At 36.2% G+C, this 25,488-nt stretch carries 20 protein-coding genes, 2 tRNA genes and 4 pseudogenes; 11 read left to right on the top strand and 15 right to left on the bottom strand.

The genetic code is table 11. From position 1 onward, the window contains the following. Together D5R40_RS10985 and D5R40_RS10980 are read right to left on the bottom strand one after the other, a co-directional pair. A pseudogene (locus tag D5R40_RS10985) lies at positions 1-342 on the bottom strand (RNA-guided endonuclease TnpB family protein); the annotation flags it as partial. Positions 343-741: 399 nt separating this feature from the next. Then, a complete protein-coding gene (locus D5R40_RS10980) occupies positions 742-1,374 on the bottom strand; it encodes a vWA domain-containing protein (RefSeq protein ID WP_124144842.1) in 633 nt (210 codons plus the stop codon). 672 nt (positions 1,375-2,046) lie between these two features. Between D5R40_RS10980 and D5R40_RS10975 the strand changes: the two genes are divergently transcribed. After that, the gene (locus D5R40_RS10975) at positions 2,047-2,715 is read left to right on the top strand and encodes a DUF8738 domain-containing protein (RefSeq protein ID WP_124144838.1); all 669 of its coding nucleotides are present in this window, start codon (positions 2,047-2,049) and stop codon (positions 2,713-2,715) included. 593 nt (positions 2,716-3,308) lie between these two features. Here D5R40_RS10975 and D5R40_RS10970 read toward each other — a convergent pair. After that, positions 3,309-3,381 (bottom strand) — tRNA-Ala (locus D5R40_RS10970). Between the two features lie 634 nt (positions 3,382-4,015). Further along, positions 4,016-4,089 (bottom strand) — tRNA-Val (locus D5R40_RS10965). 333 nt (positions 4,090-4,422) lie between these two features. On the opposite strand from D5R40_RS10965, the pseudogene D5R40_RS10960 reads away from it, so the two are divergent. From D5R40_RS10960 to arsJ, 5 genes and pseudogenes are all read left to right on the top strand, one after another. Beyond that, a pseudogene (locus tag D5R40_RS10960) lies at positions 4,423-4,752 on the top strand (arsenic resistance protein); the annotation flags it as partial. Between the two features lie 156 nt (positions 4,753-4,908). Continuing rightward, positions 4,909-5,097, top strand: a pseudogene (locus D5R40_RS10955) (arsenical resistance protein ArsH); the annotation flags it as partial. Between the two features lie 2 nt (positions 5,098-5,099). Further along, entirely contained in the window at positions 5,100-5,549 is a 450-nt protein-coding gene (locus tag D5R40_RS10950) for a phosphatase domain-containing putative toxin (protein WP_124144837.1), read from the top strand. A 246-nt stretch (positions 5,550-5,795) separates the two neighbouring features. Beyond that, on the top strand, positions 5,796-6,809 hold the full coding sequence (locus tag D5R40_RS10945) for an ArsJ-associated glyceraldehyde-3-phosphate dehydrogenase (protein ID WP_124144836.1): 1,014 nt from the start codon (positions 5,796-5,798) through the stop codon (positions 6,807-6,809). Between the two features lie 878 nt (positions 6,810-7,687). Continuing rightward, positions 7,688-8,944 carry an organoarsenical effux MFS transporter ArsJ gene (gene arsJ / locus D5R40_RS10935; protein ID WP_124154642.1) on the top strand — a complete coding sequence of 419 codons (1,257 nt, stop codon included), beginning with the start codon at positions 7,688-7,690 and terminating at the stop codon, positions 8,942-8,944. Between the two features lie 213 nt (positions 8,945-9,157). On the opposite strand, the gene D5R40_RS10930 is transcribed toward arsJ, so the two are convergent. From D5R40_RS10930 to D5R40_RS10920, 3 genes and pseudogenes are all read right to left on the bottom strand, one after another. Next, a complete protein-coding gene (locus D5R40_RS10930; protein WP_124144834.1) occupies positions 9,158-9,421 on the bottom strand; it encodes a hypothetical protein in 264 nt (87 codons plus the stop codon). Beyond that, a pseudogene (locus D5R40_RS10925) lies at positions 9,390-10,469 on the bottom strand (RNA-guided endonuclease InsQ/TnpB family protein). Before D5R40_RS10925 ends, D5R40_RS10930 begins: the two are co-directional and overlap by 32 nt. A 126-nt stretch (positions 10,470-10,595) precedes the next feature. Next, positions 10,596-11,798: an NAD(P)/FAD-dependent oxidoreductase gene (locus D5R40_RS10920; RefSeq protein WP_124144833.1), complete on the bottom strand. Its 1,203-nt coding sequence runs from the start codon at positions 11,796-11,798 to the stop codon at positions 10,596-10,598. Positions 11,799-12,582: 784 nt separating this feature from the next. Here D5R40_RS10920 and D5R40_RS10915 point away from each other — a divergent pair. Beyond that, positions 12,583-13,374: an aspartyl/asparaginyl beta-hydroxylase domain-containing protein gene (locus D5R40_RS10915; protein WP_124144832.1), complete on the top strand. Its 792-nt coding sequence runs from the start codon at positions 12,583-12,585 to the stop codon at positions 13,372-13,374. 460 nt (positions 13,375-13,834) lie between these two features. On the opposite strand, the gene D5R40_RS40935 is transcribed toward D5R40_RS10915, so the two are convergent. Then, positions 13,835-13,957, bottom strand: coding sequence for a hypothetical protein (locus D5R40_RS40935; protein WP_275670365.1), 123 nt, complete (start codon positions 13,955-13,957; stop codon positions 13,835-13,837). A 295-nt stretch (positions 13,958-14,252) separates the two neighbouring features. Between D5R40_RS40935 and D5R40_RS10910 the strand changes: the two genes are divergently transcribed. Next, entirely contained in the window at positions 14,253-15,779 is a 1,527-nt protein-coding gene (locus D5R40_RS10910; protein WP_240041577.1) for a GMC family oxidoreductase N-terminal domain-containing protein, read from the top strand. 98 nt (positions 15,780-15,877) lie between these two features. Here the strand turns inward: D5R40_RS10910 and D5R40_RS10905 are convergent, their stop codons facing one another. From D5R40_RS10905 to D5R40_RS10890, 4 genes are all read right to left on the bottom strand, one after another. After that, the gene (locus D5R40_RS10905; protein ID WP_124154641.1) at positions 15,878-16,483 is read right to left on the bottom strand and encodes a hypothetical protein; all 606 of its coding nucleotides are present in this window, start codon (positions 16,481-16,483) and stop codon (positions 15,878-15,880) included. A 61-nt stretch (positions 16,484-16,544) separates the two neighbouring features. Beyond that, positions 16,545-17,891, bottom strand: a complete 1,347-nt coding sequence (locus D5R40_RS10900) for a zinc-dependent metalloprotease family protein (protein WP_161564976.1) — start codon at positions 17,889-17,891, stop codon at positions 16,545-16,547. After that, the gene (locus tag D5R40_RS10895; RefSeq protein WP_124154639.1) at positions 17,881-18,852 is read right to left on the bottom strand and encodes a hypothetical protein; all 972 of its coding nucleotides are present in this window, start codon (positions 18,850-18,852) and stop codon (positions 17,881-17,883) included. Before D5R40_RS10895 ends, D5R40_RS10900 begins: the two co-directional genes overlap by 11 nt. Before the next feature lie 1,043 nt (positions 18,853-19,895). Next, positions 19,896-20,969 carry a DMT family transporter gene (locus tag D5R40_RS10890; protein ID WP_124154638.1) on the bottom strand — a complete coding sequence of 358 codons (1,074 nt, stop codon included), beginning with the start codon at positions 20,967-20,969 and terminating at the stop codon, positions 19,896-19,898. Between the two features lie 220 nt (positions 20,970-21,189). Here D5R40_RS10890 and sppA point away from each other — a divergent pair, with 220 nt between their 5' ends. The 3 genes from sppA to D5R40_RS10875 all read left to right on the top strand — a co-directional run bounded on the left by sppA (position 21,190) and on the right by D5R40_RS10875 (position 23,200). Next, positions 21,190-22,008, top strand: coding sequence for a signal peptide peptidase SppA (gene sppA / locus D5R40_RS10885; protein WP_124154637.1), 819 nt, complete (start codon positions 21,190-21,192; stop codon positions 22,006-22,008). Positions 22,009-22,045: 37 nt separating this feature from the next. Further along, positions 22,046-22,423, top strand: a complete 378-nt coding sequence (gene aroH, locus D5R40_RS10880) for a chorismate mutase (protein WP_124144829.1) — start codon at positions 22,046-22,048, stop codon at positions 22,421-22,423. Between the two features lie 318 nt (positions 22,424-22,741). Then, a complete protein-coding gene (locus D5R40_RS10875) occupies positions 22,742-23,200 on the top strand; it encodes a hypothetical protein (protein ID WP_124144828.1) in 459 nt (152 codons plus the stop codon). Positions 23,201-23,290: 90 nt separating this feature from the next. Here D5R40_RS10875 and D5R40_RS10870 read toward each other — a convergent pair whose 3' ends face one another. The 3 genes from D5R40_RS10870 to upp all read right to left on the bottom strand — a co-directional run bounded on the left by D5R40_RS10870 (position 23,291) and on the right by upp (position 25,280). Then, positions 23,291-23,572 (bottom strand): YggT family protein, encoded by a 282-nt coding sequence (locus D5R40_RS10870; protein WP_124144827.1) that lies wholly within the window; start codon positions 23,570-23,572, stop codon positions 23,291-23,293. 131 nt (positions 23,573-23,703) lie between these two features. Next, complete coding sequence (locus D5R40_RS10865) at positions 23,704-24,027, bottom strand: ssl2009 family thylakoid membrane protein (RefSeq protein ID WP_124144826.1); 324 nt, start codon at positions 24,025-24,027, stop codon at positions 23,704-23,706. A gap of 602 nt (positions 24,028-24,629) precedes the next feature. Further along, a complete protein-coding gene (upp, locus tag D5R40_RS10860; RefSeq protein ID WP_124144825.1) occupies positions 24,630-25,280 on the bottom strand; it encodes a uracil phosphoribosyltransferase in 651 nt (216 codons plus the stop codon). Positions 25,281-25,488 lie beyond the last annotated feature (208 nt).

Raw genomic sequence — 25,488 nt, 5'->3', positions numbered from 1 at the left:
TGTAGCCATTCCCCCTTTTTTTCTATAGTTAGGAATCCTTGGTCTGTGTTCGATTGTACCTTCATTATAGGCTTTTATTAGACCATAATAAGAGCGAAATGATTCCGCTACAGTTCTCAATATTTGTTGTGCTGCTTGAGAATGTAAAACTTTATAGTGATTGTTCTTTTTGTATACCTTTTCTAAGTCATACTTGCCAATGCCTTTTTGAGACTTAAAATATAGTTGCCTGGCATAATATATTCCCATGTTAGTTAGCTTGTGAGACTGTTCGCACAAGAATTTTAAGATAGCAATTAATTCAGGATTTTTACCTGCTAAAACTTGCTGACAAGAGTACATTTGAAACAGGCGGACCGAAAACTTATTGTTGATCATAGTAACAGAGGGCTACTTTAGTTGTCTAGTCTAAATAACTCCCTTGTTTTCATCCCCACGGTTCAAACACGGGGCCTTCAACGTGGCTTTTCGGTCAAATAAAATACATCGGATTAAAATCCGACTCCTCGCCTTTCATCCATCGCTTAAAAGACGATGGCTTTCATGCTCCCGTGTTATTTAGGTAAATGAGGTACACTTCTTAAATTTGATCAACCCCCAGAATTTTAAAATTGGTTGACAAATTGTTGTTACTGTACCTCATCAACCTGAAATGACCTGCATTATATTAACCAGCTTTTAAATCTTCAGAGGGAAAATTCAAAAAGCCGTTCTCTAAATTTTAATTGCTACAAAATTATCTTAGCTAAAGATAGCATTAATTAAAACATCAGTTAAATTCATCTTTTTCAAATCGTCAATAGTCACAGTATTACAAATATCAAACCTGGCACCTATTGTTTGTAATTCATTATCTAATAATTGAAAAAACTTTGTTACTTCAGGCTTATTTCCTACCTGAATAAGTGAAATACCCAATTCTTCATCTTGTTGCAAATTATTAGCCGCAAAAATTATAATATCCTTGACTCGCTCAGGGTCTTCTATCTCACCTACCGTAACAACTAAGATAGTTTCCCCATTTGGCTTTGCTGTATTTAAAGCACGTCGCTCAAAATAATTATCAATAGCATCCTTAAGAGCATCTGCTAAATTAGTTTTGCCCGAAGGTTGATTTTCCAGGAAGATATGAGCTAAGTCCGTGGATGTCACCTGGTCATATCGTTTAAAATAGTCTGAAAATAGGTAAACTGTTAGTCCATCTAAATCTAGCTTCTCACATTCACTTGCTAATTTGATTACCGACTCTTGCATTAGTTCCCAAGGACTTTTGTCTATGGCAGAGTCAGATAGATACATATCTTTGCTTTTATCGATGATTAAGGTGTAATCACGCTGTTGTATAGCAGCACCACCTTCAAGTAACGGGTCCATAATATTGGTCTCCATTATCTTCTCTTACTAAATTGTTAATAGCACCAAAATTTGTTTGTGCTGACTTAATTTTCTACTGCCTGCGGAAAATATTTTTATCCATCTGTAGAAACTTCTAAGTTGTGATGAGATTATAATTATAATTTTGATTTGTCAGTAAAAATTTAGAAATTCACTAGCTAAATATTGTATCGTCTTGTTGATAGCTGCAGATCTTTTCAATTAAGCAGAAATTTTAGATAGAAGCAAACTTTCATTTACATAAGCTTTGGGAAAAAGTCTCTTCTCCGGAAAAACACCCAATTAAGTTGAAATCAAGTAATAGTTGTTTGTTTTTAGAGCTTTTATGACAAATTATTATGGAACTAACTGACTTTTTAGTAAGTCTATTGATTTTAGTTAAATACTGTAAATTTGTATTATCTGTGACTAATCAGACAAAATGGTACAAATCAAGTCCATTTTAGTGATGATAGATTAATTAGAGATAGACAGATTAAGTTCAACTAATACTAAATTTTGCAATTCTACTGTTATATGTAGCCAAGTAGCAGAATAAAATTAAAACTTAAACTTTTATTTGATCCTGTAGTTCTAGTCATAGTTCTCAAGTGACTGGTTTCCCAACTAATAATCACAAGTAAATCTAGCAATAATAAATGCGTATTAACCATGAAATTAAACTCTAAAAATCATAAACAAAATCCAAATGAACGAGTTGATCATAAATCACCTCATCCTTTTTTACTAGCATTAATTTTGACTGGAATATTAGCTGCTGAAGCATATCCCAATCTTACTGAAACAGCAATTGCTGCTGTAAAAGAGCTTCAATCTCAACAATTAGAAACAAATACCAAAACTAATTCTACAGCTAATAAATTTGCTAACCTTATCAAGTCTGCAACAGAGATTAAAATCGACAACCAGACAGAAATATCTCAACCATTTTCTCTAAAAAATAAATCTATCAATCAGATACTTGCTGTTAGCGAACCTTCCATTAATCAAAATTTTGATGATCTAAAAAAAATCAGTAAACCCACCCTAGATAAAGTGGAAAAAATTGCCGATCGTGACGAAATAATACCTAATAATATAGTTGATGCTGTTCGCGAAGATTTAAGTAATCAAACGGGTATTTTGCCTAAAAATATCAAAGTTACTCAAGTCAGTCAAGAAATTTGGCCTAATACTTGCTTGGGACTTGCAAATAGTGATGAACTTTGTGGGCAAAGATTAGTAGAAGGTTGGTATATTATCTTGTCTGATGGTAATGAGACCTGGTCTTATCGTACAGATAATAAGGGTAAATCAATCAGAGTAGAAGCAAAAAATTAAATATAGTTATCATAAATCCCCTATATAATTACCAAATACTTTAAAAAGGATAAATGAAGATTCCATAAATGTATTGTATTACACTACGTTTTGATACATCAAATGAAATATTTGACAATTGTGGAGCAATAGCTAAGTTTGGTATTATGAAAATCTATCGACAACTATAGCTAGGTTTAGTAGGTGAAGGAAAACCTTCAAACAGACTTTAGTCTATCTTAAAAATGATATGGTTTTAAGAACTGAAGTTTTAATTTGAACAAAAAGGAAATATTTGGAGTATTTAGATATTCTTGTTTCAACAGACTTACTCTATCAGGAGTAGTTTATGATTAATTTATCTAGTTTCAGTCCATACAAATAAGAATTGTTAAAAGCATTGATAACGGTAAAAAAGTAAACTCAAAACTGCTATTATTTAAAGTTGAATTTCACAGCTAAGTAGAACATGGTAAATTTTGGGCGCTATGTATCAAATTGTAAATTAGCTCAAAAGTTTATATTCATTTTCTTTAGGGTTTTTTTTGATTAAAAATGCAACGTCTTTTTTTTAGCCTGCTCTACTTAAGCTAAGTAGTTATTGAATATTAACATGGAGTTAAGCGGACTCGAACCGCTGGCCCCCTCAATGCCATTGAGGTGCTCTACCAACTGAGCTATAACCCCTAATCACTAATATTTTAGCCTTTTCTAGACTAACTACTTTTTCCAATTTAGTAATCTGATTATACCATGACTTCTAGATTTTACAGACACTTTATCAAAAATACTTCTTTTAAATTAATTTGTATATAATAATCTTTTATATTGTCGTATAAAAATAAGCAGTTGGCCAATAAATAATGTCTAGTGGTATTTGTATGGCATTTAGACATCTCCAGAAAAGAGGCAGTAGGCAGTAGGCAGTAGGGAGAAAGAATTGATAATTTATGTGTGATAATTGATTTGATTTTGGATTTTTACCAGATGTCTATTTACATATCTTGGTTGTACCTATAGATGGCCACCTCTAATAGTTTCGCTATATTTAACAAGAAAAGGAATTAATTTTTACACTTCTTTAGATTGTGACTAAAGAGGTAAAATATTCTCTCTGTATGTGTTAAGCATGAGTTATCTTGATCATTTTTACTTCTTTAGTATCGAATAGATTAACGAAACAATGGGTATATTATTAACATGACTTACCCAAAGACACTATATATAGCCCATACCAATTTAGGCGATTGCTGACACAAAGCTCCGCTAACACTATAATCTTTTCAGGATAAACTTCTACTCAACAAGGTTCGCAGAAAAATGGACGTAACAGGACTCGAACCTGTGACCCCTACCATGTCAAGGTAGTGCTCTAACCAACTGAGCTATACGTCCAAACTATGCTTTAGTATACCAATTCTAGAGCAAAAGTCTAAATTTTATGAGAAATATATAAATAATAACTATTTTTTATATATAAAAAATAAGTATATCTTATAAAGATACCTTTTACCCCAGCAGGGGTATTGTCATAGATACTGAACTACCCCACTGTAACCTACGCTGTGGGGAAATTTTCTGACTTCAGAGGGGACTGCGTAAGTTTGTTCTTACCTCCACTTTTTTCGCTATACTAGCCTTACCTAAAATATCAATTTTTTTTGAAATATCACAGATATAAAAAATATGAACAAAACTGTAAAAATACTGCTGAGAGATTTCAAGAAGGCCGTACCACTATTTCTCCAGACTAATTTTATTTTCTTGATTACTTATGTAGCAGCTTTGAAAATGAAATTACATTATGAAGATGCTACTCCCGCTGCTTTAATTGGAGCTAGTAATCATTTTGAAGTAGCGATCGCCACTTCAGTTACTCTATTTGGTTTGAATTCTGGGGCAGCTTTAGCAACAGTAGTGGGAGTATTAATAGAAGTACCAGTAATGTTGATGTTGGTATAGTTTTGCAAACGCACAGCTTTTTGGTTTCCTCACGAACCAGAGAAGGCAACTTTATTAGATTCTCCTTGTTGTGCGACTCCATTTGTTGGAGATTAGGGGAAGGGGAGTGGGGGAGTAGGGTAGAAAATTTCACTGAAGTTAGAAGTCAGAAGTCAGAAGTCAGAAGTTAGATTTGATCTACTAAAAACTTTGATAAGACCATAGTTTGGGGCAATTATTTGACATTTAAAGGAGCGAAACTATTTATAACATCCCTATCAGTCTTCTGTAGCGAAAGCTTATCAGGAATTTAATGAAGATGGGACAATGAAAGATTCAGCTTATCGCGATCGCGTTGTTGATGTTATGGAGGAATTATGCAAGTTTACATTATTGTTGCGAGATAAGGTTGATTATTTGACAGACCGCTATAGTGAGCGTAAAGAAAAGGAAAGAAATTAACTATGGAAGAAAAAACAACTCAACCGATAGCAGAAAATTTGTGGTGGGTGATTCCACAGAAACTGGCAGGAGTTCGCAAACCATTGCCAGAAGAGTTGCCAGAATTACAGAAACTAGGTATCGGTGCAATAGTCTCTTTGATGGATGATCCCTCTAACTTAGAGCTTTACAAACAAGCAAACTTACCTTACTTGTGGTTGCCTACCAAAGGAGGAACTGCACCAAGTCGGGAACAAATTAAACAACTACAGGATTTTATTGATAGTCAAAACAATGGTGTTGTAATTCATTGCAGCAATGGCAAAAGACGAACAGCTACTGCTCTTGCGGGGTATTTGATTATTTCTGGTTCATCTTATGATGAGGCAATGGAAATTATTTCAACTGCAAACCCAGAAATTGATTTACGGGAATCTCAAAGTAGCTTTTTACAGACTTTGGCAAAAAATTAACTTGTTTAAGAGATTAAAAAGCTGGATACTATCATGCCATTTGCTTCTACAGATAGTGTATTATCTAATAATTTGCCTAAGTCCTGAGCTAGTTAAGAAAAAAGAAAATTTGGTGTTGGTGCATTGTAATGGTAGTGCTTTGTAGTTATTTTTATTATGAGACACTACAGTGGGAGCATCTTCCTCCCGTACTATGCTATTCACCATTGCTATGTAAAACTATCGAAAATTTAAAGGAGGAAAAATATGGCAATGCGCATAGGAATAAATGGATTTGGTCGCATGGGAAGGTTGGCACTGCGTGCAGCTTGGGAATGGCCAGAACTAGAGTTTGTTCACATTAATGAAATCAAAGGAGGTACGGCAGCAGCAGCGCATTTACTTAAGTTTGATTCTGTACATGGCAGGTGGTCGCCGGAAGTAGAAGCAGCAGACGAACAGGTAATAATTGATGGTAAACCTCTCAGTTTCAGTGAATATTCCCAACCAGGTGAAGTACCTTGGGACAAATTTGGTGTTGATATTGTGTTGGAATGTTCTGGCAAGTTTAGGACTCCAAGCACTCTCGAACCTTACTTTCAGAATGGTGTCAAAAAGGTAATTGTGGCAGCACCAGTTAAAGAAGAAGCTTTAAATGTAGTCATGGGTGTTAACGATAATCTGTATGAACCTGAAAAACATCACTTACTCACGGCAGCTTCTTGTACTACCAACTGTTTAGCTCCAGTGGTAAAGGTGATTCACGAAGGATTGGGAATTAAACATGGAGTTATTACTACTATCCATGATAATACTAATACTCAAGTTATTGTTGATGCACCTCATAAAGATTTGCGTCGTGCCAGAGCTACAAGTCTTTCACTGATTCCGACTACAACTGGTTCGGCAACAGCGATCGCATTAATTTACCCAGAACTTAAGGGTAAGTTGAATGGTTTAGCGGTGCGGGTTCCTTTGTTGAATGCTTCTTTGACAGATTGTGTGTTTGAAGTAGTTCGTCCTACTTCGGTAGCAGAAATTAACAGTTTATTGAAAGCTGCATCTGAACAACCACCGCTGAAAGGAATTTTAGGTTATGAAGAACGTCCTTTAGTTTCCGTTGACTATAAAGATGACCCCCGCTCTTCTATTATTGATGCTCTTTCAACAATGGTAGTAGATGAAACTCAAGTGAAAATTTTGGCTTGGTATGACAATGAATGGGGTTATGCTAACCGTATGGCAGAGTTAGCTCGAAAAGTTGCTCTGAGTTTGAAATAGTTATTGTAATATTACAGTAAATAGGCAATAGTAGGGAAGGGAGCAAGATGCTCCCACTATTGTTCTTCTTGGAAAGCTGCTACAACTAGAAAAAAGATTTCCTAAACTTAATAAATGGGAAAATAAATCAAATAAAAATGAGAAAAATATGACTGATGTTTCTATTACAATGAAAGATATTTTTAAGCAGAGATAAATTCCAATTATAGATAATTTCCTTGCTACTGATAATTTGTTTGAAAATTTAGAAAGAGATGAAATGGTTGAAGTTATATTCGATACTTTTATGAGAAATTGTTCTCTAGAAGAATTACAATAAATGACTGAGGAAATAATTAGTTCTAAAATCAGACGTATATTGGGGGACAAGTATTATATGAATTAATAAGTGATTTAACTCCTGAATAATAAATAGAAGAGTTTGATGCAGCAATGCGAGATATAAGGAAAATGTGAATTGAATATTTATTAGATACAAATATTTTAACTGCTATTCTTAAAAAAGATTCTAGACTTGATATTCGGCTGAATAATTTTAATTATAGAAAAGAAAAACTTTTTATCAGTTGTATTACCTATTTTGAAAGTAAGGGAGTTTTATTAGCAGTTAATCCCCAAAAAAGTTAGCTATTTTGGAGGATTTGTGTAATAGTGATATCAATATTTTGTTTTTAGACAAGATAGAGATAATTAATATCACCTCTGGCATTTATGCAAATTTAAGGAAAAAATGAACACCCATACAATTTCCCGATATTTTGATTGCTACTACAGCAATTTATCATAATCTAGTGTTAGTTTCTAATGATTCTGATATGTTAAGAATTGAAGGTTTAATTTTAGCAAATTGGTTACAATAGTTTAAATTAATTAAAATCATGGCTTCTACCACAAGTTCTAGTATAAAAAATTATGCCCTAGTCACTCTTGCTTACTGGGGTTTCACCATTACTGATGGTGCTTTACGAATGTTAGTGCTACTCTACTTCTACAAAATTGGTTACTCTCCCCTAGAAATAGCCTTTTTGTTCTTATTTTATGAAGTTTTTGGCATCTTTACTAATTTTTTTGGTGGTTGGATCGGTTCACAGTTTGGATTAAGAGTAACTCTTTACAGCGGTCTTGCTCTGCAGGTTTTCGCCCTAATTATGCTTTCATGGGTAAACCCAAGTTGGGCACAATGGTTGGCTGTATCTTATGTGATGGTAGCACAAGCATTTTCGGGAATAGCTAAAGACTTAACGAAAATGAGTTCTAAAAGTGCGATTAAGTTAGTTGTGCCTGAAGATGCTGAATCATCTCTATTTAAGTGGGTGGCAGTATTAACTGGTTCCAAGAATGCTCTGAAAGGAGTTGGTTTTTTTGTCGGTAGTGCGCTACTGACATTATTTGGATTTGTCAATGCTCTGTGGATAATGGCAGGCGGATTATTTTTAATTCTGTTCACCAGCATAATGTTGCCAGAAGACATGGGCAAAATTAAGCAGAAAGTGAACTTTAAAGAACTTTTTTCTAAAAGTCAGGAAATTAATATTCTTTCTGCTGCCCGTTTCTTTTTATTTGGTTCGCGAGATGTTTGGTTTGTAGTAGGATTACCTGTTTTTCTGCAAGGTACTTTGGGTTGGTCGTTTTATGAAGTTGGTGGATTTATGGCTTCTTGGGTTATTGGTTATGGTATTATTCAATCTTTAGCACCGACACTTATACAAAAATTTGGTTCTGGTGAGCCACCACAATCAAAAACTATTCAATTTTGGACGTTTACATTAACTGGTATTCCCGGCGCGATCGCTATTGCGTTACAATCAGGTTTACCTGCTAATTGGGTTATTGTTAGTGGACTGATGCTGTTTGGTGTAGTGTTTGCTTTTAACTCTGCGGTTCATTCCTACCTGGTATTGGCATTTACAGATGATGACAAAGTAGCTTTAAATGTTGGCTTCTATTATATGGCTAATTCTGGTGGTCGTCTTGCAGGTACAGTTTTATCTGGGTTGGTTTATCAGATATTTGGTTTAGTTGGTTGTCTGTGGGTATCAATGTCGTTTGTATTAGCAGCAGGTTTAATTTCCCTGAAGTTACCCGATCCTCAACCGAGTCAAGCTATTGCTTGGAAAGCTGGTGGAGGCGATTAAGAACGTAGGGGCGGGTTCCACACCAAATTCATCGGCATTAACATTAAATTAAATAAACCCGCCCCCATTCCGCGTTCAATCAATATCAACATACACCCAAAATCTGGTTGAAAGCAGGGCGGGTTTAGAGAAATCAATCAGTTATAACAATATTTTTGGTGAAACCCGCCCCTACAAACCCCACTGATAACTGATAACTGAAAAAAACCGCCCCTACCACTCCACAGAATAATTGGGAAAACGGTTCGCTTTAATAAAATGTATCGCTGTCTGTGCAATTTCTGGAATTTCTATCAAGACAATCTTTTCTATCAAAAATGGTAAGGGTATTTGTCCGGGAGATACCTTGCTTTTGGGAACTTTGCTCAATATTCTCTTGCCCCAATCATTTTTCTTGGTTGTTTTTTTCCTGGGTGTGTAACGGCGACAGAAACCTTTGTATTTGTCAGCGCATTCTTCTAAAATTAATTGAGGCATTTAAGTCTCGGTCTATTGATAGACCGCATTCTGGGCAGTCATAAGTTCTGATATTCAAAGGCATATCCTGTACATGACCACAACTAGAGCAAGTTTTAGATGATGGAAAAAATCTGTCTACTACTACTAATTCACAGTCGTACCATTGACACTTGTATTCAAGCTGTCTTCTAAACTCATAAAATCACTATCTGCTAATTGATTTAGCTAGTTTATGGTTGGCTAACATACCAGACACATTCAAATCTTCAATGACAACACAGCCGTGGTTCTTAGTTAAGTAAGTTGTCAGTTTATGAAGTGCATCTTTGCGGATATTAGCTACTCGTCTATGCTGCTTGGCTAACTTGATTACAGCTTTGTACCAATTATTTGAATACTTGACTTTTCTACTAACTTGACGTTGCAGCTTAGTCAGTTTTTTCTCAGCTTTTCCATAAGGTTTGATACTAGGAAACACCTTGCCATCGCTTAAAGTAGCTAAGGTTTTTACACCTAAATCTACACCGATAACATCAGTTTTTTTGGGTATGGTGTGAGGATGAAATTCAAAGCTAAAGCTAATATACCAATCTCCTGCTTGCCTGCTAATAGTTATTTTTTTAACTGTTGCCTCAATAGGTTCATAAGTTTTAACTATACCAATAAAAGGTAATTTGTGACTCCATCCGTTTAGTTCTATTGGTTTTCCACAATTATCTATTGTGTTTGCGTAGCATTCCGTAGGAAATGAATCAGACTTACCTTTCTTCTTAAATCTTGGATATTTACCTAACCCTTGAAAAAACCTCTTAAATGCTTCACCCAAGTTAATAAAAGCATATTGATAAACTTTAGATGATAAGTCTTTCATCCAAGGATAAAGAGGTTTTGTGTGATTGGTAAACACTTCTCTGAGTTTACGAGTATTAGGCTTGTAACCATCAATGTATGCAGCATTCCACAAACTTAAACCCCAGTTATAGCACCATCGAGAGTAGCCCGCGTGTTGAGCCATCAGAGTTTTCTGCTTATTATTTAATTTGAGTTTGGTTCTAATGGATTTCATGTACGAGTTAGCGCAGCCTATCTAAAAGTATGCTTTTTAACGTATTGTATCGTTATTCTTTGATTAAGTCAATGCTCCTCCCACACTCCCCACAACCACAAATTCATCCCGCACTCTATGCAACGCCTAAATTTCAGAACCTCTCGCTTCTTCAACTTGAACGGTATCAGGTGTTAAATGTCGCCATCTAAACCTTTGGGAAAATTGATTTGATTTCCCTTCCATAACATCCGCTGTAATTTCTCCTAATAAAGGTGCCATTTTAAATCCATGCCCACTGCCACCACTACTCACAGAAAGACCTTTAATTTCTGGATGGTTATCTATCCAGAAGTGTCCGTCAAGGGTATCAGTATATAAACATCTACGAGTATACACCAAAGGTGCATCTACCAATTCGGGGAAAGTCATTTTCAGAAAAGACCGCATCTTCTCTACCTCATCATCCTTTATTCGGCGATCGCTATTTTCGGGATGAAGAGGTACACCACTAGAATGTTTAGCTATTTTGACAACACCATATCTAGGCAAAAAAGGAAAACCATACCAACCAGAATTAGAAATATCGGCTGCAAAAACGCTCAAATATGGCGACGAAAAGTATTTAGGATTTTGAGGTTTTAACCAAAAAACAGGATGGCCAGTCGTTTTCATGTAAGGTTGTAGTTCTGGCAAAAGATAGGGAGTATTCGCACCTGCTGCTACTAGCGCATGACCACATTGAAAAGTATTTCCCTCTCTAGTTTTGACTCCTTGTAGCTTCCCGTTTTCTACAATCAAACTTTCTGCGGTTTGCCCTTGGTAAATTTCAACACCTAAAGAACAAGCATACTCAGTTAGTTTTTCTACTACCAGTGAAGATTCTACATAACCTCCTTTGGGATTAAAATTAGCATCTATGTAGACCGAGGTATTCACAACTGGAAAACGTTCTTTAATACTTTCAGCATTCATTCTGTCTGGAGAATAACCACTTTCGATGAGATTTTGGTAACTAAATTTTTCAAAGCTGTGGCGATCGCTTTCTATTTTATCTTTACACAGCATTAAAAAACCTACTTCGTGATATAATTCTTCCGCAAAAAAATCATTCCATTCTTTCCAGCGGTCAATACATATTTCTGCCATGCGGAAATATTCTTTATCAGTACCATATTCCATACGAACAACTTTAGTAATATCAGTAGAAGCTGCTAGATGATGGGGAATGGTATCTGGGTTAATAACTGCCACTTTATATTTTCTTTTGGCTAATTCTACAACAGCAGTAATACCAAAGATGCCGCTACCTACAATTAGAAAATCATATTTTGTATTGGGATTTTTCATTAGACATCTCCAGAAAAGAGGGAACAGGGAACAGGGAACAGGGAACAGGGAACCCACCCCTCGCCCCTCCCAGGAGGGGAGTAATTGATTATTTATGGATAAGAATTGATTTTATTTTGGATTTTTGGAATTTTTGTAGACTTTTTCCTGCGTCATACTTACCTGGAGTTTTGTGAGACTTAAAATATAATTGTCTGCCATAATATATTCCCATGTTAGTGAGCTTGTGAGACTGTTCACATAAGAATTTTAAGATAGCAATTAATTCGGGATTTTTACTTACTAAAACTTGCGGACAAGAGTAAATTGGAAACCGGCGGTGCGAAAACTTATTATTGATCATAGTAACAAAGGACAACTAAAGTTGTCTAGTCCAAACAACTCCCTTGTTTTCATGTCCCGGTTCAAACACGGGGAGCTTCAACGTTGCTTTGAGGTAAAATAAAATATTCGGATTAAAATCCGACTCCTCACCTTTGATCCATCGCTTAAAAGACTATGGCTTTCATGCTCCCGTGTTATTTAGGTGATTTTGTATCCGCTCAGTAAATTGGGGGTAAATAACAGCTTGACAAGAACTATGATTATTTAGAGAAAATCATAGATTTATGTAGATAATCGTAGGTTTCTAAGAATGGATACCAAAAGACGTAGTGCCATAGACAATTGTTTTAAAATGTTTTAATTATTCTCGACTTCCAAAATATTAGTTTGTGTACTATATTAACTTGGACTGGTTAAATAAAAATTATCCAAACAGCTTAAAATCAAGCCAAAAAAATCTATGGTGAATCTCTCTTTAGAAACAATCAGGGCAAAATTTAGGAGAATATTAATATATGGTATTGGAGTTAAACTTCTTGGATATTATGAAAAGTTAATTCCTAAATATTCCTTGATTGGCGATACAGCATTTTTTGACTCTAAACAATTTGACTGGACCACTGAGGTAGAAGCAAATTGGGTATTGATTCGCAAAGAATTAGATGAACTCCTAAAATACAGAGATAATTTACCAAATTTCCAAGACATTTCTCCAGACCAAGCTGATTATACTAGCCCTGATGATTTGTGGAAAACATATTTTATGTATGGGTATGGTATTAAATCAGAAAAAAATTGTCAAAGATGCCCAGAAACAACTCGTTTAATCGAAAAAATTCCGGGGATGAAAACAGCATTCTTTTCAATTTTATTACCTGGTAAACATATTCCCGAACATCGAGGTCCCTACAAAGGAGTTATTCGTTATTTATTGGCATTAAAAGTACCTGAACCAAAAGAAAAATGTCGCATTCGAGTTGGTAATGAAACCCGTCATTGGGAAGAAGGAAAAAGTATGATGTTTGATGATTCTTTTCCCCATGAAGCTTGGAATGAAACTGATGGTGTCCGTGTAGTTTTATTCTTAGACATAATGAGACCAATGCGTTTTCCTCTTTCAGTTTTTAATGAATTATTTATGAAGCTAATTGCAATTTCTCCCTATATTCAAGATGCTAATATTAATCAGAAACATTGGGCAGACCGTTTAGAAAAATTGTTTGCACAGGAACGTGAAAAAGAGAAAGTTTAAAGTTGAAGAAGGCAGAAGGCAAAAGGCAGAAGGCATAAGGAAAAATTGCTTATGGATAGTCTTCCACAGGGCACTCCGTGTCTACAAACCCTAAACAATTTTAAGCACCCCCGTTGACGGTGGGGTATTAAACCCGCAAAAGAAAAGATAATTATGGAGTTTTGTTCAGAAATCCAGTGAGCAAAAATGGTGACAAAAATAGTTGCCAATTATCCTTTATATCTATTTGGTAAAAATCTAGTGGCTAAACTATAAATACAGTCATAAATTCATTGAAATTATCTCTCAGTAATTCTGATAAAGCCAAATAAAAACCAGAAAAAACTTGAGAATAAACTATCCTTGCTGCATTTTGTTTGAGGGAGACATACTTATACCATTTCTCCATGAAGTTGCACTTAATATCAAGATTAGAATAGTCAGCTTAATTAGGTCTGAGCAACAATTATTAAGCACATTGTTACAGAGAAATGGTATTACCATCGGTTAAACTAAACCAGTCAAACTGACCAGGATAAATTTGCCCAACTATTCTGTTACGATGGTAAGAATTTTTCTTGTCTCCCAAATCAATAATAGCCATAATAGCTATAATTTTTCCTCTATAATCATTATTGATTAATTCCCTTAGTTAGATTCTAAACTTGATGGTATTTTTTAAAATTTAGAGGTTAAGTAAGGCAATCGCTATTTTTTTTGCTAGAGGTAAACTTGAAATTTTTAGCTTTTTTATATTGATAATATTTACTCCCCTTTTTGTTCTACATATAAAGTGTTTTGTATCTCAAATAACAAAAAATTAATGATAAATTATTCATATATTTTAGGTAACTTATACTTAAGTTTATTTAATCAAAAACAAAACTCAAAAAATATATTTGGAGAGAGTAGTGGGTTACGATTTTGACGCAATAATTATTGGCAGTGGTGCAGGGGGAGGAACAATTGCCCATACTCTAGCAAAAGCTGGTAAACGAGTTCTCCTTGTGGAACGTGGTCCTAGATTTAGTGATGTTGAAGCCTTTCAAGATGAGCAACGAATGCTGATTGATAAAGAAGCTTTTGATGATCGCCAAATTCAAGTAAATGGACGTAGCGCCCAACTTCACATCGCAGGAATATTAGGTGGTGGTACATCCCTATATGGTGGGGTACTCATGCGCCCAAGTCCATACGATTTCCATCCAGGTAAATTTTATGACCAATGGTTACCCCGTCATCTATGGGATTGGCCGATCGCCTATGATGATATGGCTCCTTACTTCGACCAGGCAGAAATTTTATTCGGTGTCGCCGGGGATAAACCACACAAAATGCTGAATATTGGTACGCCAAGTCATGGTTATCCGGCCACAGTTCCACCTCTCGAACCAATTAACCAACAATTAGAAAAAGGTATTAAAGCTGCGGGACTAACTCCATTTCATCTTGCCTTCGGTATAAACTTCGATACTTGTCTACGTTGTTCTAAATGTCCTGGTTTCTACTGTCCCAATGAATCTCGTGCTTCTACAGTGATGCGTGCTATTGATCAGGCAATTCTTGATTATAATCTCAAAGTTCAAACCCTAACAGAGGCAGAAAATTTAGTTACTAATACCAGTAAAAAAGTTACTGCTATTCGCCTTCGTTGTCGCAAAACTGGCACAGTTGAGGAACTTACAGCTAAAACTTATATTCTGTCTGCTGGAGCATTGGGTAGTCCAGTTATTCTGATGAAGTCTGGTTTAACAGGGCGTAGCGGACAACTAGGACGGAATTATATGTATCATTGTGGTGCTTTAGCGGCGGGATTATTCAAACAATCTACTGGTGGGGCGGATAAATTTATTAAACAATTAGGGTTTACAGACCTCTATCTTGGTTCCAAAGAATTTCCACATAAATTAGGGTTAGCTCAAACTGTACCTATTCCCGGACTTCTTTCTCTACAAGAAAATTTTCCTGTACCAATACCTCAACCCATCGCTAAATTTCTGTTGAAGCGGATGTTGGCAATAACTGGTATTGTTGAAGATTTACCCCAAGAGGAAAATCGGATAGAAATTGGTCAGGATGGGAAAATTCGTCTGTTCCACAAATTTCATTCCTATGATGTTTTCCGTTCTCGGTATTACATGACTAAGTTAAAACGGGTATTTCGGTCTGCAGGAGCGGTATTATGCTTTGGCGCAATGGGTCATAAAGATGATATTCATACATCCCACCAAGTAGGTACAACTCGCTTTGGCAAAGATCCAAATACATCTGTACTTGACCAAGACTGTCGTTTACATGACCATGAAAATGTTTTTGTTGTAGATGGTGGTTTTATGCCGAATGCTTTGGGTGTTAGTCCCGCTCTGACTATCGCAGCTAATGCTCTGAGAGTAGGGGATATTATGTTGCAAAAAGCGATAATTTAGAATTTAGAATTGAATTTTGAATGGCTTTGTTGCACCAATATTCTGAAGTCCACTACTCAGAGTGTTTTAGGGTCTTTCTTTTCACCTTTTAGTGCATGTTACGTAGGTATACTTTTTATAACTAATAATTCACCTGTATTAAGATCAACTCTGAGGATTTTATCTGCAGTTGGGACGTAGACTCCTAAACCCAATTTATCTAAACTAGGCGATCCGGATATCCACCAACTTCCTTGAACAGCCTTTTGTATAATTACTGAGGCTGGAACATTCAATACTTCCTGAACTTTGTCAAAAGTATATTGGATAATCAAGTCATTTTGCAAATTTACAACTACAATGGCATACTTACTTTTAACATTAATCCACTCATCGAGCATCAGTACTTCTCCTCGCTGTCCTACAACCACATAGCGAGGTCCGTATTCTTGAGGTAACTCTTTTTCCCAAACCAACTCTGAAACTTTGTCTCTCAATTGTACCAATTTACCATATGCTCGCATAGACTTCCAGTTATCCCTCGTTGACACGATGAAGCGAAAGTCTCTTTTTGGTGAAAAAAACTCAGCTTTTAAAGGTGGTAAACGAATTCGATCAACATCGGAAGCATTTTCCACGCTCCTTATAAGCTCTTTTGGTGTAGTATTCTGTTTCTGACTCATCTGAGGTCGATCGGTATATGACCCTCCGGGAACTGCTATCATCAATATTACGAGAGCAACAACCTGGAAAATTGATAGAAAGTTGTTGCTTAACATAGGTATTTCATGCTCTGCTATAACGCCTTTTCATATGAAGGTATAAGCCTCCTAGTCCGATAAGTAATATAGCAATCGTATTCTTTGGCTCGGATACTTGTTCTGGCTCCGGATCGGGGTCGGTGATAGTTCCCGGTGGGATTTGAGGTCCTCCCATAGGCTGGCCGTTGAAGGTCAGAATATTCATTGGCACGATGGAGTTTGCTATTAGATCGTTTTCTATTTCCGCTTGAGAGCCAAAGCCGTCGCTAAAGGTAAACGAGAAAAGAGAACCTATCAAGTCCTCCGGCGTTGCACCAAACTGATCTATACTACTGAAAAGATCGATATCGACCCCAAATCTGAACGAATCGCCCACAGTAAAAGAATTTGGAGTAAAGTTTAGAGTTAGCTCCTGCGTTCCATCAAGAGAATCATTGCCTCCCATAAGCATAATCTCGGCGCTGTTAATACCGTTTAAATTTGAAACCATAAATGGTGAGCCATCGCCACCTGGGAAGACAGAAAATGGAGCATTATCAATCGTATCAAAAAATGTGTTAGTGGGTGCAAGGTCAAGGGTTAGGCTTTCCAGAAAAACCCCCGCAGGCCCATCCTGAAACTCAACAAGGAAAAAATCATCGGAGTCAATTGGTGTCGAACCATTTGTATCTACAATTACTTGAGATGCTTGATTGAGTAGAGGGCTGCTACGAATCTGGGTGATTTGTTCTGGTGTTAGTTGGCTGAGGTCAGCGCCTTCAGGAAAGATGTTAGCTAGACCATCCGGCACTGTTCGATCTGCACCTCTGGTCATCAGATTATTAGCTCCCCCTGCTCCAAAATTATTGTGTTCAAGGCCAAAGTTATGTCCTATTTCATGTGCTAGGGTATCTCTACGTCCATTACCTCCATTAAAGTTTTCGACGGCGGTTCCGTTAATTGCTACTCCGTTTGCATTTAGCCAGGCTTGACCATAGAGGACAAATCCGGGATCTGTTTCTAACTCTTCTACAAACCAAGCATTGATGGTAGTGGGGTTAGGATGTTGACCATTTCCAGGCTGATCGAGAGTAGCTATCCCCGGCGTCTGGAGAAGAGCGGTATTGTCTAGTTGAGTCGTTGGCAAAAATAGAGGAGCTATACCAGCCTGCCTATAAATCTTCTCCACTTCTGCTTCAAAAAGCGGTGTAGGGGCACAGTTAACACCTGCATTATTGCATACTTGGATCGGCTGAATCGTAAAGTACCGATCTATTACCTGAGCTTGGGCGGTTGTGCTGCTGATTGTAGCCCAGACTATATAGGATAGAGTAACTGTAGGAGTTCTCCACCACTTGGAGATTCCCACATTTATTATTTCTTTAGTGTTCATTAACATTTACTTGATTTGGAAAATTTAGTTTTTGCTTCAAAATTGAAATTGAACCTAATGATCCCAGCAATAATAGTCCAAAAAGAAAAGAATTTTCAGGAACTTTTTCATTAGCATCCACCCGTATTTCTTCACCCGGATTTAATTCAATCAGAGAAGATGGAAGGCTAAAACCATCGAGTTCAACAGTTAACTCTTCGGTGGGAATAAACTCACTTACTAATTGTGATTGAACAGTAAACCTTAAATCTTCTTGTTGCAAGTCATTGAAAAAAGCTACTTCACCAGTGCCTTCAAATTCGAGAAAAATGTGTGAAAATACTTGGTCGCTATCATCAAGAAGATTTAATCTAAAAATGCTAAAAAGGTCAGGTGTATCCTCAGTTGCTAAAGGTGCGGTATCCTGAGCTACTAAAAATGTAGTGTCCTCGGAACTACAACTCACTCCTGGAGTCTCACCAAAATAAAACCAACCTGGCATTGCTAATTCAGGAGAGATTGGAGTACTTGTACCGAGAGTAAAGTTTGTTCTTTCAACCTTTACTCTACCACTTTCATAACAACCGTCTGCCAAAATGTGTATATATTGATTCGGAGCAACTGTCTCCCCTGTTGTACCTTCATAATCAAGAATTACTCGATTTGTATTGTTATTACGGGGAGTTGAATTAGACAAATTAAGTGAAGGTTGTGAAATACCAGGCGGAAATGCATCAGGTCTATTTAACCCAGGCACAGTTCGTATTGTACTTTCATCAATGCTTATCGTAGCTGATTCATTAAGGAGGACTACCTCGAAACCTTGTGCAGTAACATCGGATATATTGGCATAATCAGCATTCAGATGAAAAAAAGTAGCAGCTAGCACTGGAGAAGTGAAAATATCAAAACCAGCAAGGACACTAAGTGCTGCTGTACCAGAGGCCAAGAACTTAGTAAGTTTATAATTATGTTTAATCATATACCTATAAATAATTTTGGAGTTACTCTGCCAAATTTATTGACTCCCTAATAATATTGCTAACAACAAAAATAAAGCAATAGCAAACTAGCATCTTTAAACAAATCTTTATCAAGTAAAAATCTGTAAATATATTAGTTTTTAAAATACTTCTAAATTATAGATAAAACCATAAAAGTTTCCATAACTTAACTAAACAATACTAATTGGATTTGAAAGACTACAAAACAGTCGTTTTTGGGAACAATATTTGTAGTAAATATTTATAAAATTATATTAAAAATAATATTTAGATTGTCAATGGCTGCAAATTTATTTACAAGATAATGTTGAAATTTATGAAGTGTTTAATAAGTAAAACCCGTATAACAAGGGAGAAATGTTGCACTCATAAGTAAAATTTATAGTAGGTTTCCAGAGACACGAAGGCGTGTCTTCACAAAACTTAAGCACTAATTAAAAAATAGGCCGATATTAATACTAATGATGCTAATTTTGGCTCACAAACATTAGATGTCCACCCTGCAAACCAATTCCAGCCCCAGTTCCTTCTGCTGTACCAATACTAAGAGCAGAGAATCAACCTGTAGAGAAAAAAAGCAGTGACATTCCTAGGAGCTTGAAAATTAACCTTACTCTCAGCAACCCCTATAACTTGAAGATAAAGTCGGGGCAAACTGTTCAAGCTGGAGAAATCTTAAGCGATAGAGTTGAGGAGAGGCGATCGCTACTAGAGAAGAAAAAACTCCTAGAAATCTCTATCCAGTAAGTAAGCAGAGAAATACCCTCACCACCAGAACCCAATAGACACAAGCTTGTTGTTGGGTTTCACTTCGTTCTACCCAACCTACAAAGCATCCATTTTTTATTATAAGCATTCAACCGGACTTGATATAACTTCTCAATTTAATTTTCGGCGTTGGTGAATCAAGCTATGAAACCTAAATTTGGCAAAATATAAAATGCTTTTCAGTTAATAGTTAAGCAATAGCCATTAAAGCACAATCATAGCCACGCATCACCAACGCCTAATTTTCCTTTGGTTAAATTTTCTCTGATATTTCAACACCAACTTGTACATTCACTTCAACTGGTTGCTGTTGAGACTGTTTCAATAATTTGCCAGAATTAGTACTTGAAATATCTTCTTGTTTTGAACTCTTCAATTTCAACTTCTCAGCTAATACATCCCGTTGATTAATCAAATAAATACTAACTAAAGTCAAACCCACTCCCACTGACTGTAACGAACTCAAAACTTCTCCTAAAAACAAATTGCCAAACAATAAAGCAAAAATTGGAGTTAGAAAAGTTAAAGCACTTAAACTTGTAAGATTTCCAGAAGAAGCAAAATAAAAGAATAAACCATAGGCGATCGCGCTGCCGAAAATAGTTGCATAACCCATAGCTATCCAAGCATACCCATCAATATTTACCCACTGTCCAGACTCAAACCCTGCGGAAAGAGCAAGTAATGGAACACCACCTAAAATTAAATGCCAACCAGTTGCCATAACTGGGTCATTATATTTACAAACCCAACGCACTAATACTGTTCCTACTGCCATAGATAGAGATGCTAATAACATCAACCATTCTCCACTTTGAAACAGTGCATCTATTCCCAGAGATGCTTCTATTGTTTCTGGATGCAGCAAACTCCCGATCCATTCATCAGGTAAACCAATTAAACTAATACCAAAAACACCAATACCTAACCCTAACCAACCCCAAAATCTAATTCTCTCTTGAAATAGCCATAATGATAAAATAGCTACTGCCAAAGGTTGGGAGTCAATCATCACCGAACCCAAACCAGCACCTGTTCTGACTAACCCTTGAGCCAAAAACCCCTGAAACAAAGCACCATCTACTAAGGCAAATAATAAAATCCACAACCAAGCTATTTTTCCTTGTGGTTGAGGTCTTCCCTGAATCATTCCTACCAGTAACAGTAATATACCTGCTGGCAATATACGCATTGCTGCCATAAAAAATGGTGTTGTCTGAGGAATAACACCTTTCATTGCTACCATTGCTGTTCCCCAGAAGAAAAAGGGAGCAATTAGTAACAGTGGAGTAAAGGGAAATTTTGAGTTAGTCAGTTTTAGCTGCATAGCTACTATTTTAAGTATTAATATTAAAATCTTATTTACAAATTGTTACAATTTTTCATAAATATTATGTATCATGAAATTTGTTTAACTAATAATAAAGCAAAATTTCAAAATATTCATTAAATATCATCTTAATTGACAATTTAAGTTAAATATGTTATTAAATTAACTTAAATAATTTGTGCTATGATTAAATTTGACTTTTGACTGAATACAAAGTATGATTTGGCCATTTAAGCCTCGGTATCGTAAACAAATTGCCCGAATTGAAATTAATGGTGTCATCGCGAGCGACACCAGAAAACGAGTTTTAGAAGCACTGAAAACGGTAGAAGAAAGAAAGTTTCCAGGTCTGTTACTGAGAATTGATAGTCCCGGAGGTACTGTTGCTGACTCTCACGAAATTTACAATGCCCTGAAAAATTTGCAAGATAAAGTCAAAATTGTATCTAGCTTCGGCAATATTTCAGCCTCTGGGGGCGTGTATATCGGCATGGGTTCTCAACATATTGTGTCTAACCCTGGGACAATTACAGGTAGTATTGGGGTGATTTTGCGGGGCAACAATATAGAACGTCTTTTGGAAAGAGTAGGGGTTTCTTTTAAAGTAGTAAAATCTGGCCCATACAAAGATATATTAGCTTTCGACCGAGAAATGACAGATACAGAAAAGCAAATTCTCCAAGACTTGATTGATAATAGTTATCAACAGTTTGTCAAAATAGTGGCTGAGGCGCGAAATTTAGCTGTAGAAACTGTCAGAAGTTTTGCAGATGGCCGAATTTTTACAGGAGAACAGGCATTAGAATTAGGTGTGGTTGACCGTTTAGGTACTGAAGAAGATGCCCGTAAATGGCTTTGTGAACTGATAAAATTAGACCCAGAGAAGACGGAGAGTTGTACTCTCGAAAAACCAAAATCTCTAGTAAATCGAGTTTTGGGTAATAATCAGGTATCATCAAAACTGTCGGCAGCTCAAAGTTGGGTAGAATTTGAAGTTTCTACCAATGGTTTACCTTTGTGGCTGTATCGACCTTAAGTTAAAATAAAAAGTTGTTGATTGGGAGGATTTTGGTGTGGTGTGGCGAGTTCAAGCAATTCGTGGGGCAACTACTGTCTCAGAAAACTCAAAAGAAGCTATTCAAGAGGCAGTAACGGAACTACTAGATGAGCTAGAGAACCATAATCAAATCGAACCAGGCCAAATTATTAGTACGACTTTCTCTGTGACTCGTGACTTAGATGCTATTTTTCCTGCTGCGATCGCCCGCCAACGTCCCAACTGGAATAATGTACCTTTATTAGATGTGCAGCAGATGCACGTTGAAGGTAGTTTAGAACGTTGTATTAGATTTTTGATTCATGTGAATATGCCAGAAACTCAGGCCAAAAAAATTGTTCATACCTATTTGCGAGGGGCAAAAAATTTGAGGCCTGACTGGCAAAAAGCTTGAATAAGGCATAAGGCAGAAGTCAGAGTTGCTTATGGATAGTCAACGATCAGCCACTCCGTATCTGATAACACCAAGCAATTTTAAGTATTGCAAGTGACTGTGGGGTATTAAACCTGCAAAAGAAAAGAAATAGCAATAGTCTGCTACGGATTTTTTTCTACCCAACGTTACGTTAATGCAAACTATTAAGACAGACTATAACCAATATATTCAAGGGTTATTTTAGCTGCTTAGTTTCACTATACTCATTTTTTTTTGATAACCTTTTCAGAAAATAAGCTAGAGTTACTTATAATTCTCACTCTAAATTTTTATTACATGAGAGCGCCATTTTTTTCCAATATTGTGATATCTACCCTTGTTGCCATAGTCACTTGGCTCTGGACTAGCACTGCCTTGGCTGCAATTCCAGTTCAACTATACGACCTAGAATACAAAGAATGTCCCTCTAGTTTAGAAAAAGGAATGATTTCCAGTGGTTCTAGTATGGCAGCTAACTGTTTTATTATCGGTGGTAAAGCTAAAAATTCTACTGATAAAACTTTGTATGATGCTGATGTATATGGGCGTATCTATGACGCTGATAATAATAATGTTATGCAAAATCGTACAAGACTTGGGTCAATTGAAAAAGTCCCCCCAGGTGTAACTGATTTTGAAATTAGAGTTTCCGTACCAGCAAACCTACCTACTCCATTGAGACTTAAACAGTTTAAATCATCTGGCTTTTCTCATAAAGTTCGGTGGCAAACTATAGAAGAATTTGATGGCTTTTAATTCTTGAAGGCAGGTTGAGTTCTAAGAATTAATATCTTTTTTCAATCTGCCTCAAAGTTTTTTTTTAAAAGAAAACTATATTGATAGATACTAATAAGCCAAGCCATTTAGTAACCCAGTCAAAACTTGAGCAACAAACTGGAGAGCAAATATAGCAATTATAGGAGAAAAGTCTATACCTCCCAAGGGTGGAATAATAGAACGAAATATATTTAGATAAGGATCAGTCAATTGACTCAATACAGAAAATGGTGGATCGTACCAGTTAATATTAGGGAACCAACTTAATAAGATCCTAATGAACATTAAAATTAAATATATTTGTACAAATGTTCCTAAAGTTTGTGCTAGTAGTCCTATGGAGGCATTCATAAGTGTTATTATTCTGAAACTACAAACAATTCATTCATAGATATTAAAGTCTATTTTAACACAGCTTTGCCTTATTCATCTTTCATTCTGGGCTATATATAAAATCTATTTCATAAAATCTAGATTTATTCTTAATAATTTGAGGATTCTTCAGAGAGCGATCGCCCAGAATTTGTCAAGCTTCCATTAACACCATTTATTTGTTGGCGCACTTCATCAATTGCTTGATTCAATTGGGCTATTTTACCTTCCAAGGTTTGACGAGTCTCTTCTATAATTTCTGATTCTTTTATGGCTTTTTGTTTTTCAGTATCTTGAGTCTCTAATAAATTTTCTGCCTCATCTGCATCATTAGATACCCTTGCTCCTACTAAAATTCCCAATAACCCACCAACTAAGCCGCCTACTGCTGCTCCTGCAATCAAACCACTTGCAAAACCATCTCTATTACTCATATTTAGCAAATAGCTAATCGTTTATGTTAATCTTTAATCATTACAATCTAGCATATTCTTAATAGAATGTCAAAAATAAATTAATTTTGATTTGCTTCAAGTGGCCAGTAATATAAAATCCCGTTGAATACTTATTATATAGTTGGGAGTAGGGGAGTGGGGCAGGGTCAATTTATTGTCACCAGAGAAAAAAGGAGGGGGGTGGGGAGTGCGGGGACTGTGGGAAGCACAGGATCTCAAAAAAATATAGGGTTGTAAATATTCTCTGACGACAAAGAATTAGCCTTGGGGGAGTGGGGGAGTAGGGAAGATGAAATATTGAAGTAATTATAGAATTATCAACAGATATTAAACATATCCTCCAAAAAAGGGAGTAGGGAGTAGAGGGAAAGAATTGATAAATAATAGTGCGATAATTGATCTGATTTTTTATCAAAATAATTGGGTTTAAAACCCCGCCTTTTAAGGGAAAATCTTTTTGGAGAGTTGCTCAAATCCCCGTGACAAAAATAACTTTTGACTTCTGATTTCTGACTTCGTTAATATTGGATATATATATTATAACCAGATTCTATGTGCAACCCCACCGGATTTGATATAACTTAAGTACCAAAAGTTCGATCGCCAGCATCGCCAAGACCTGGTATAATATAGCCAACATCATTAACAACCTCATCAATAGTTGCTGTGTAAACAACCAAGTCAGGATAACTAACACTCAACTTTTGTAGAGCAGGAGGAGCAGCTACTACAGAAATAATTCTGATTGAAGCAACATCAACCCCACGCTCAGTTAATTCAGTCATGGCCTGCATAATTGTTCCACCAGTAGCTAACATTGGGTCGCAAATCAAAACCCGAGCATTAGGGGCCAACTGGGGAGGCAGTTTATTCAAATAACAGCTAGGTTCGAGAGTTTCTTCATTTCTAACTATTCCCAGATGATAGATGGATGCCAAAGGTAAAACAGTTTGCGCCCCTTCTAATAATCCTAGACCAGCTCGGAGAATTGGTATTACTACGACAGGGACTTGAGGATTAACAAAAGTAGCAGGACATTCAGCTAAAGGAGTTTGTACTGTTGTTTCTATTATTGGTAACCAATCTCGAATTGCTTCATAGGTTAACCATCGGCCTAATTCTGTCATTGCAGAACGAAATAGAGCAGAGGGTGTATTTATGTCACGAGCTACGCCTAACCAATGTTTTACTAAAGGATGAGGTGGGACATAAACACGAAGTTGCATAGTCATTTCAGTTATCAGCTATCAGTTATCAGTTATCAGTACCTCTAGTTAAAGTCAGAGGTTTGAAATATTGAACTTTATTTCTCTTGGTTGATTGGATATGGCGCAGGTTTCCTCGCCATCCCTCGACCGCTTTGTCACGCCACTACTAAACTTTGATTGACTCAAGTCAAACACTATTAACATCATAAGCGCTACACTGAAATCTAGCAAA

This window comes from Okeania hirsuta, assembly GCF_003838195.1.
In the GTDB taxonomy this organism is placed as follows: domain Bacteria; phylum Cyanobacteriota; class Cyanobacteriia; order Cyanobacteriales; family Microcoleaceae; genus Okeania; species Okeania hirsuta.
This window is presented reverse-complemented; position numbering and strand designations above follow the sequence as displayed.

What these genes read in the sequence shown, in the direction of transcription:
- D5R40_RS10980 (WP_124144842.1), bottom strand. Translation starts at nt 1,374, where the DNA reads ATGGACCCGTTACTTGAAGGTGGTGCTGCTATACAACAGCGTGATTAC.
- D5R40_RS10975 (WP_124144838.1), top strand. Translation starts at nt 2,047, where the DNA reads ATGAAATTAAACTCTAAAAATCATAAACAAAATCCAAATGAACGAGTT.
- D5R40_RS10950 (WP_124144837.1), top strand. Translation starts at nt 5,100, where the DNA reads ATGGAAGAAAAAACAACTCAACCGATAGCAGAAAATTTGTGGTGGGTG.
- D5R40_RS10945 (WP_124144836.1), top strand. Translation starts at nt 5,796, where the DNA reads ATGGCAATGCGCATAGGAATAAATGGATTTGGTCGCATGGGAAGGTTG.
- arsJ (WP_124154642.1), top strand. Translation starts at nt 7,688, where the DNA reads ATGGCTTCTACCACAAGTTCTAGTATAAAAAATTATGCCCTAGTCACT.
- D5R40_RS10930 (WP_124144834.1), bottom strand. Translation starts at nt 9,421, where the DNA reads ATGCCTCAATTAATTTTAGAAGAATGCGCTGACAAATACAAAGGTTTC.
- D5R40_RS10920 (WP_124144833.1), bottom strand. Translation starts at nt 11,798, where the DNA reads ATGAAAAATCCCAATACAAAATATGATTTTCTAATTGTAGGTAGCGGC.
- D5R40_RS10915 (WP_124144832.1), top strand. Translation starts at nt 12,583, where the DNA reads ATGGTGAATCTCTCTTTAGAAACAATCAGGGCAAAATTTAGGAGAATA.
- D5R40_RS40935 (WP_275670365.1), bottom strand. Translation starts at nt 13,957, where the DNA reads ATGGCTATTATTGATTTGGGAGACAAGAAAAATTCTTACCATCGTAAC.
- D5R40_RS10905 (WP_124154641.1), bottom strand. Translation starts at nt 16,483, where the DNA reads ATGATAGCAGTTCCCGGAGGGTCATATACCGATCGACCTCAGATGAGT.
- D5R40_RS10900 (WP_161564976.1), bottom strand. Translation starts at nt 17,891, where the DNA reads ATGAACACTAAAGAAATAATAAATGTGGGAATCTCCAAGTGGTGGAGA.
- D5R40_RS10895 (WP_124154639.1), bottom strand. Translation starts at nt 18,852, where the DNA reads ATGATTAAACATAATTATAAACTTACTAAGTTCTTGGCCTCTGGTACA.
- D5R40_RS10890 (WP_124154638.1), bottom strand. Translation starts at nt 20,969, where the DNA reads ATGCAGCTAAAACTGACTAACTCAAAATTTCCCTTTACTCCACTGTTA.
- sppA (WP_124154637.1), top strand. Translation starts at nt 21,190, where the DNA reads ATGATTTGGCCATTTAAGCCTCGGTATCGTAAACAAATTGCCCGAATT.
- D5R40_RS10875 (WP_124144828.1), top strand. Translation starts at nt 22,742, where the DNA reads ATGAGAGCGCCATTTTTTTCCAATATTGTGATATCTACCCTTGTTGCC.
- D5R40_RS10870 (WP_124144827.1), bottom strand. Translation starts at nt 23,572, where the DNA reads ATGAATGCCTCCATAGGACTACTAGCACAAACTTTAGGAACATTTGTA.
- D5R40_RS10865 (WP_124144826.1), bottom strand. Translation starts at nt 24,027, where the DNA reads ATGAGTAATAGAGATGGTTTTGCAAGTGGTTTGATTGCAGGAGCAGCA.
- upp (WP_124144825.1), bottom strand. Translation starts at nt 25,280, where the DNA reads ATGACTATGCAACTTCGTGTTTATGTCCCACCTCATCCTTTAGTAAAA.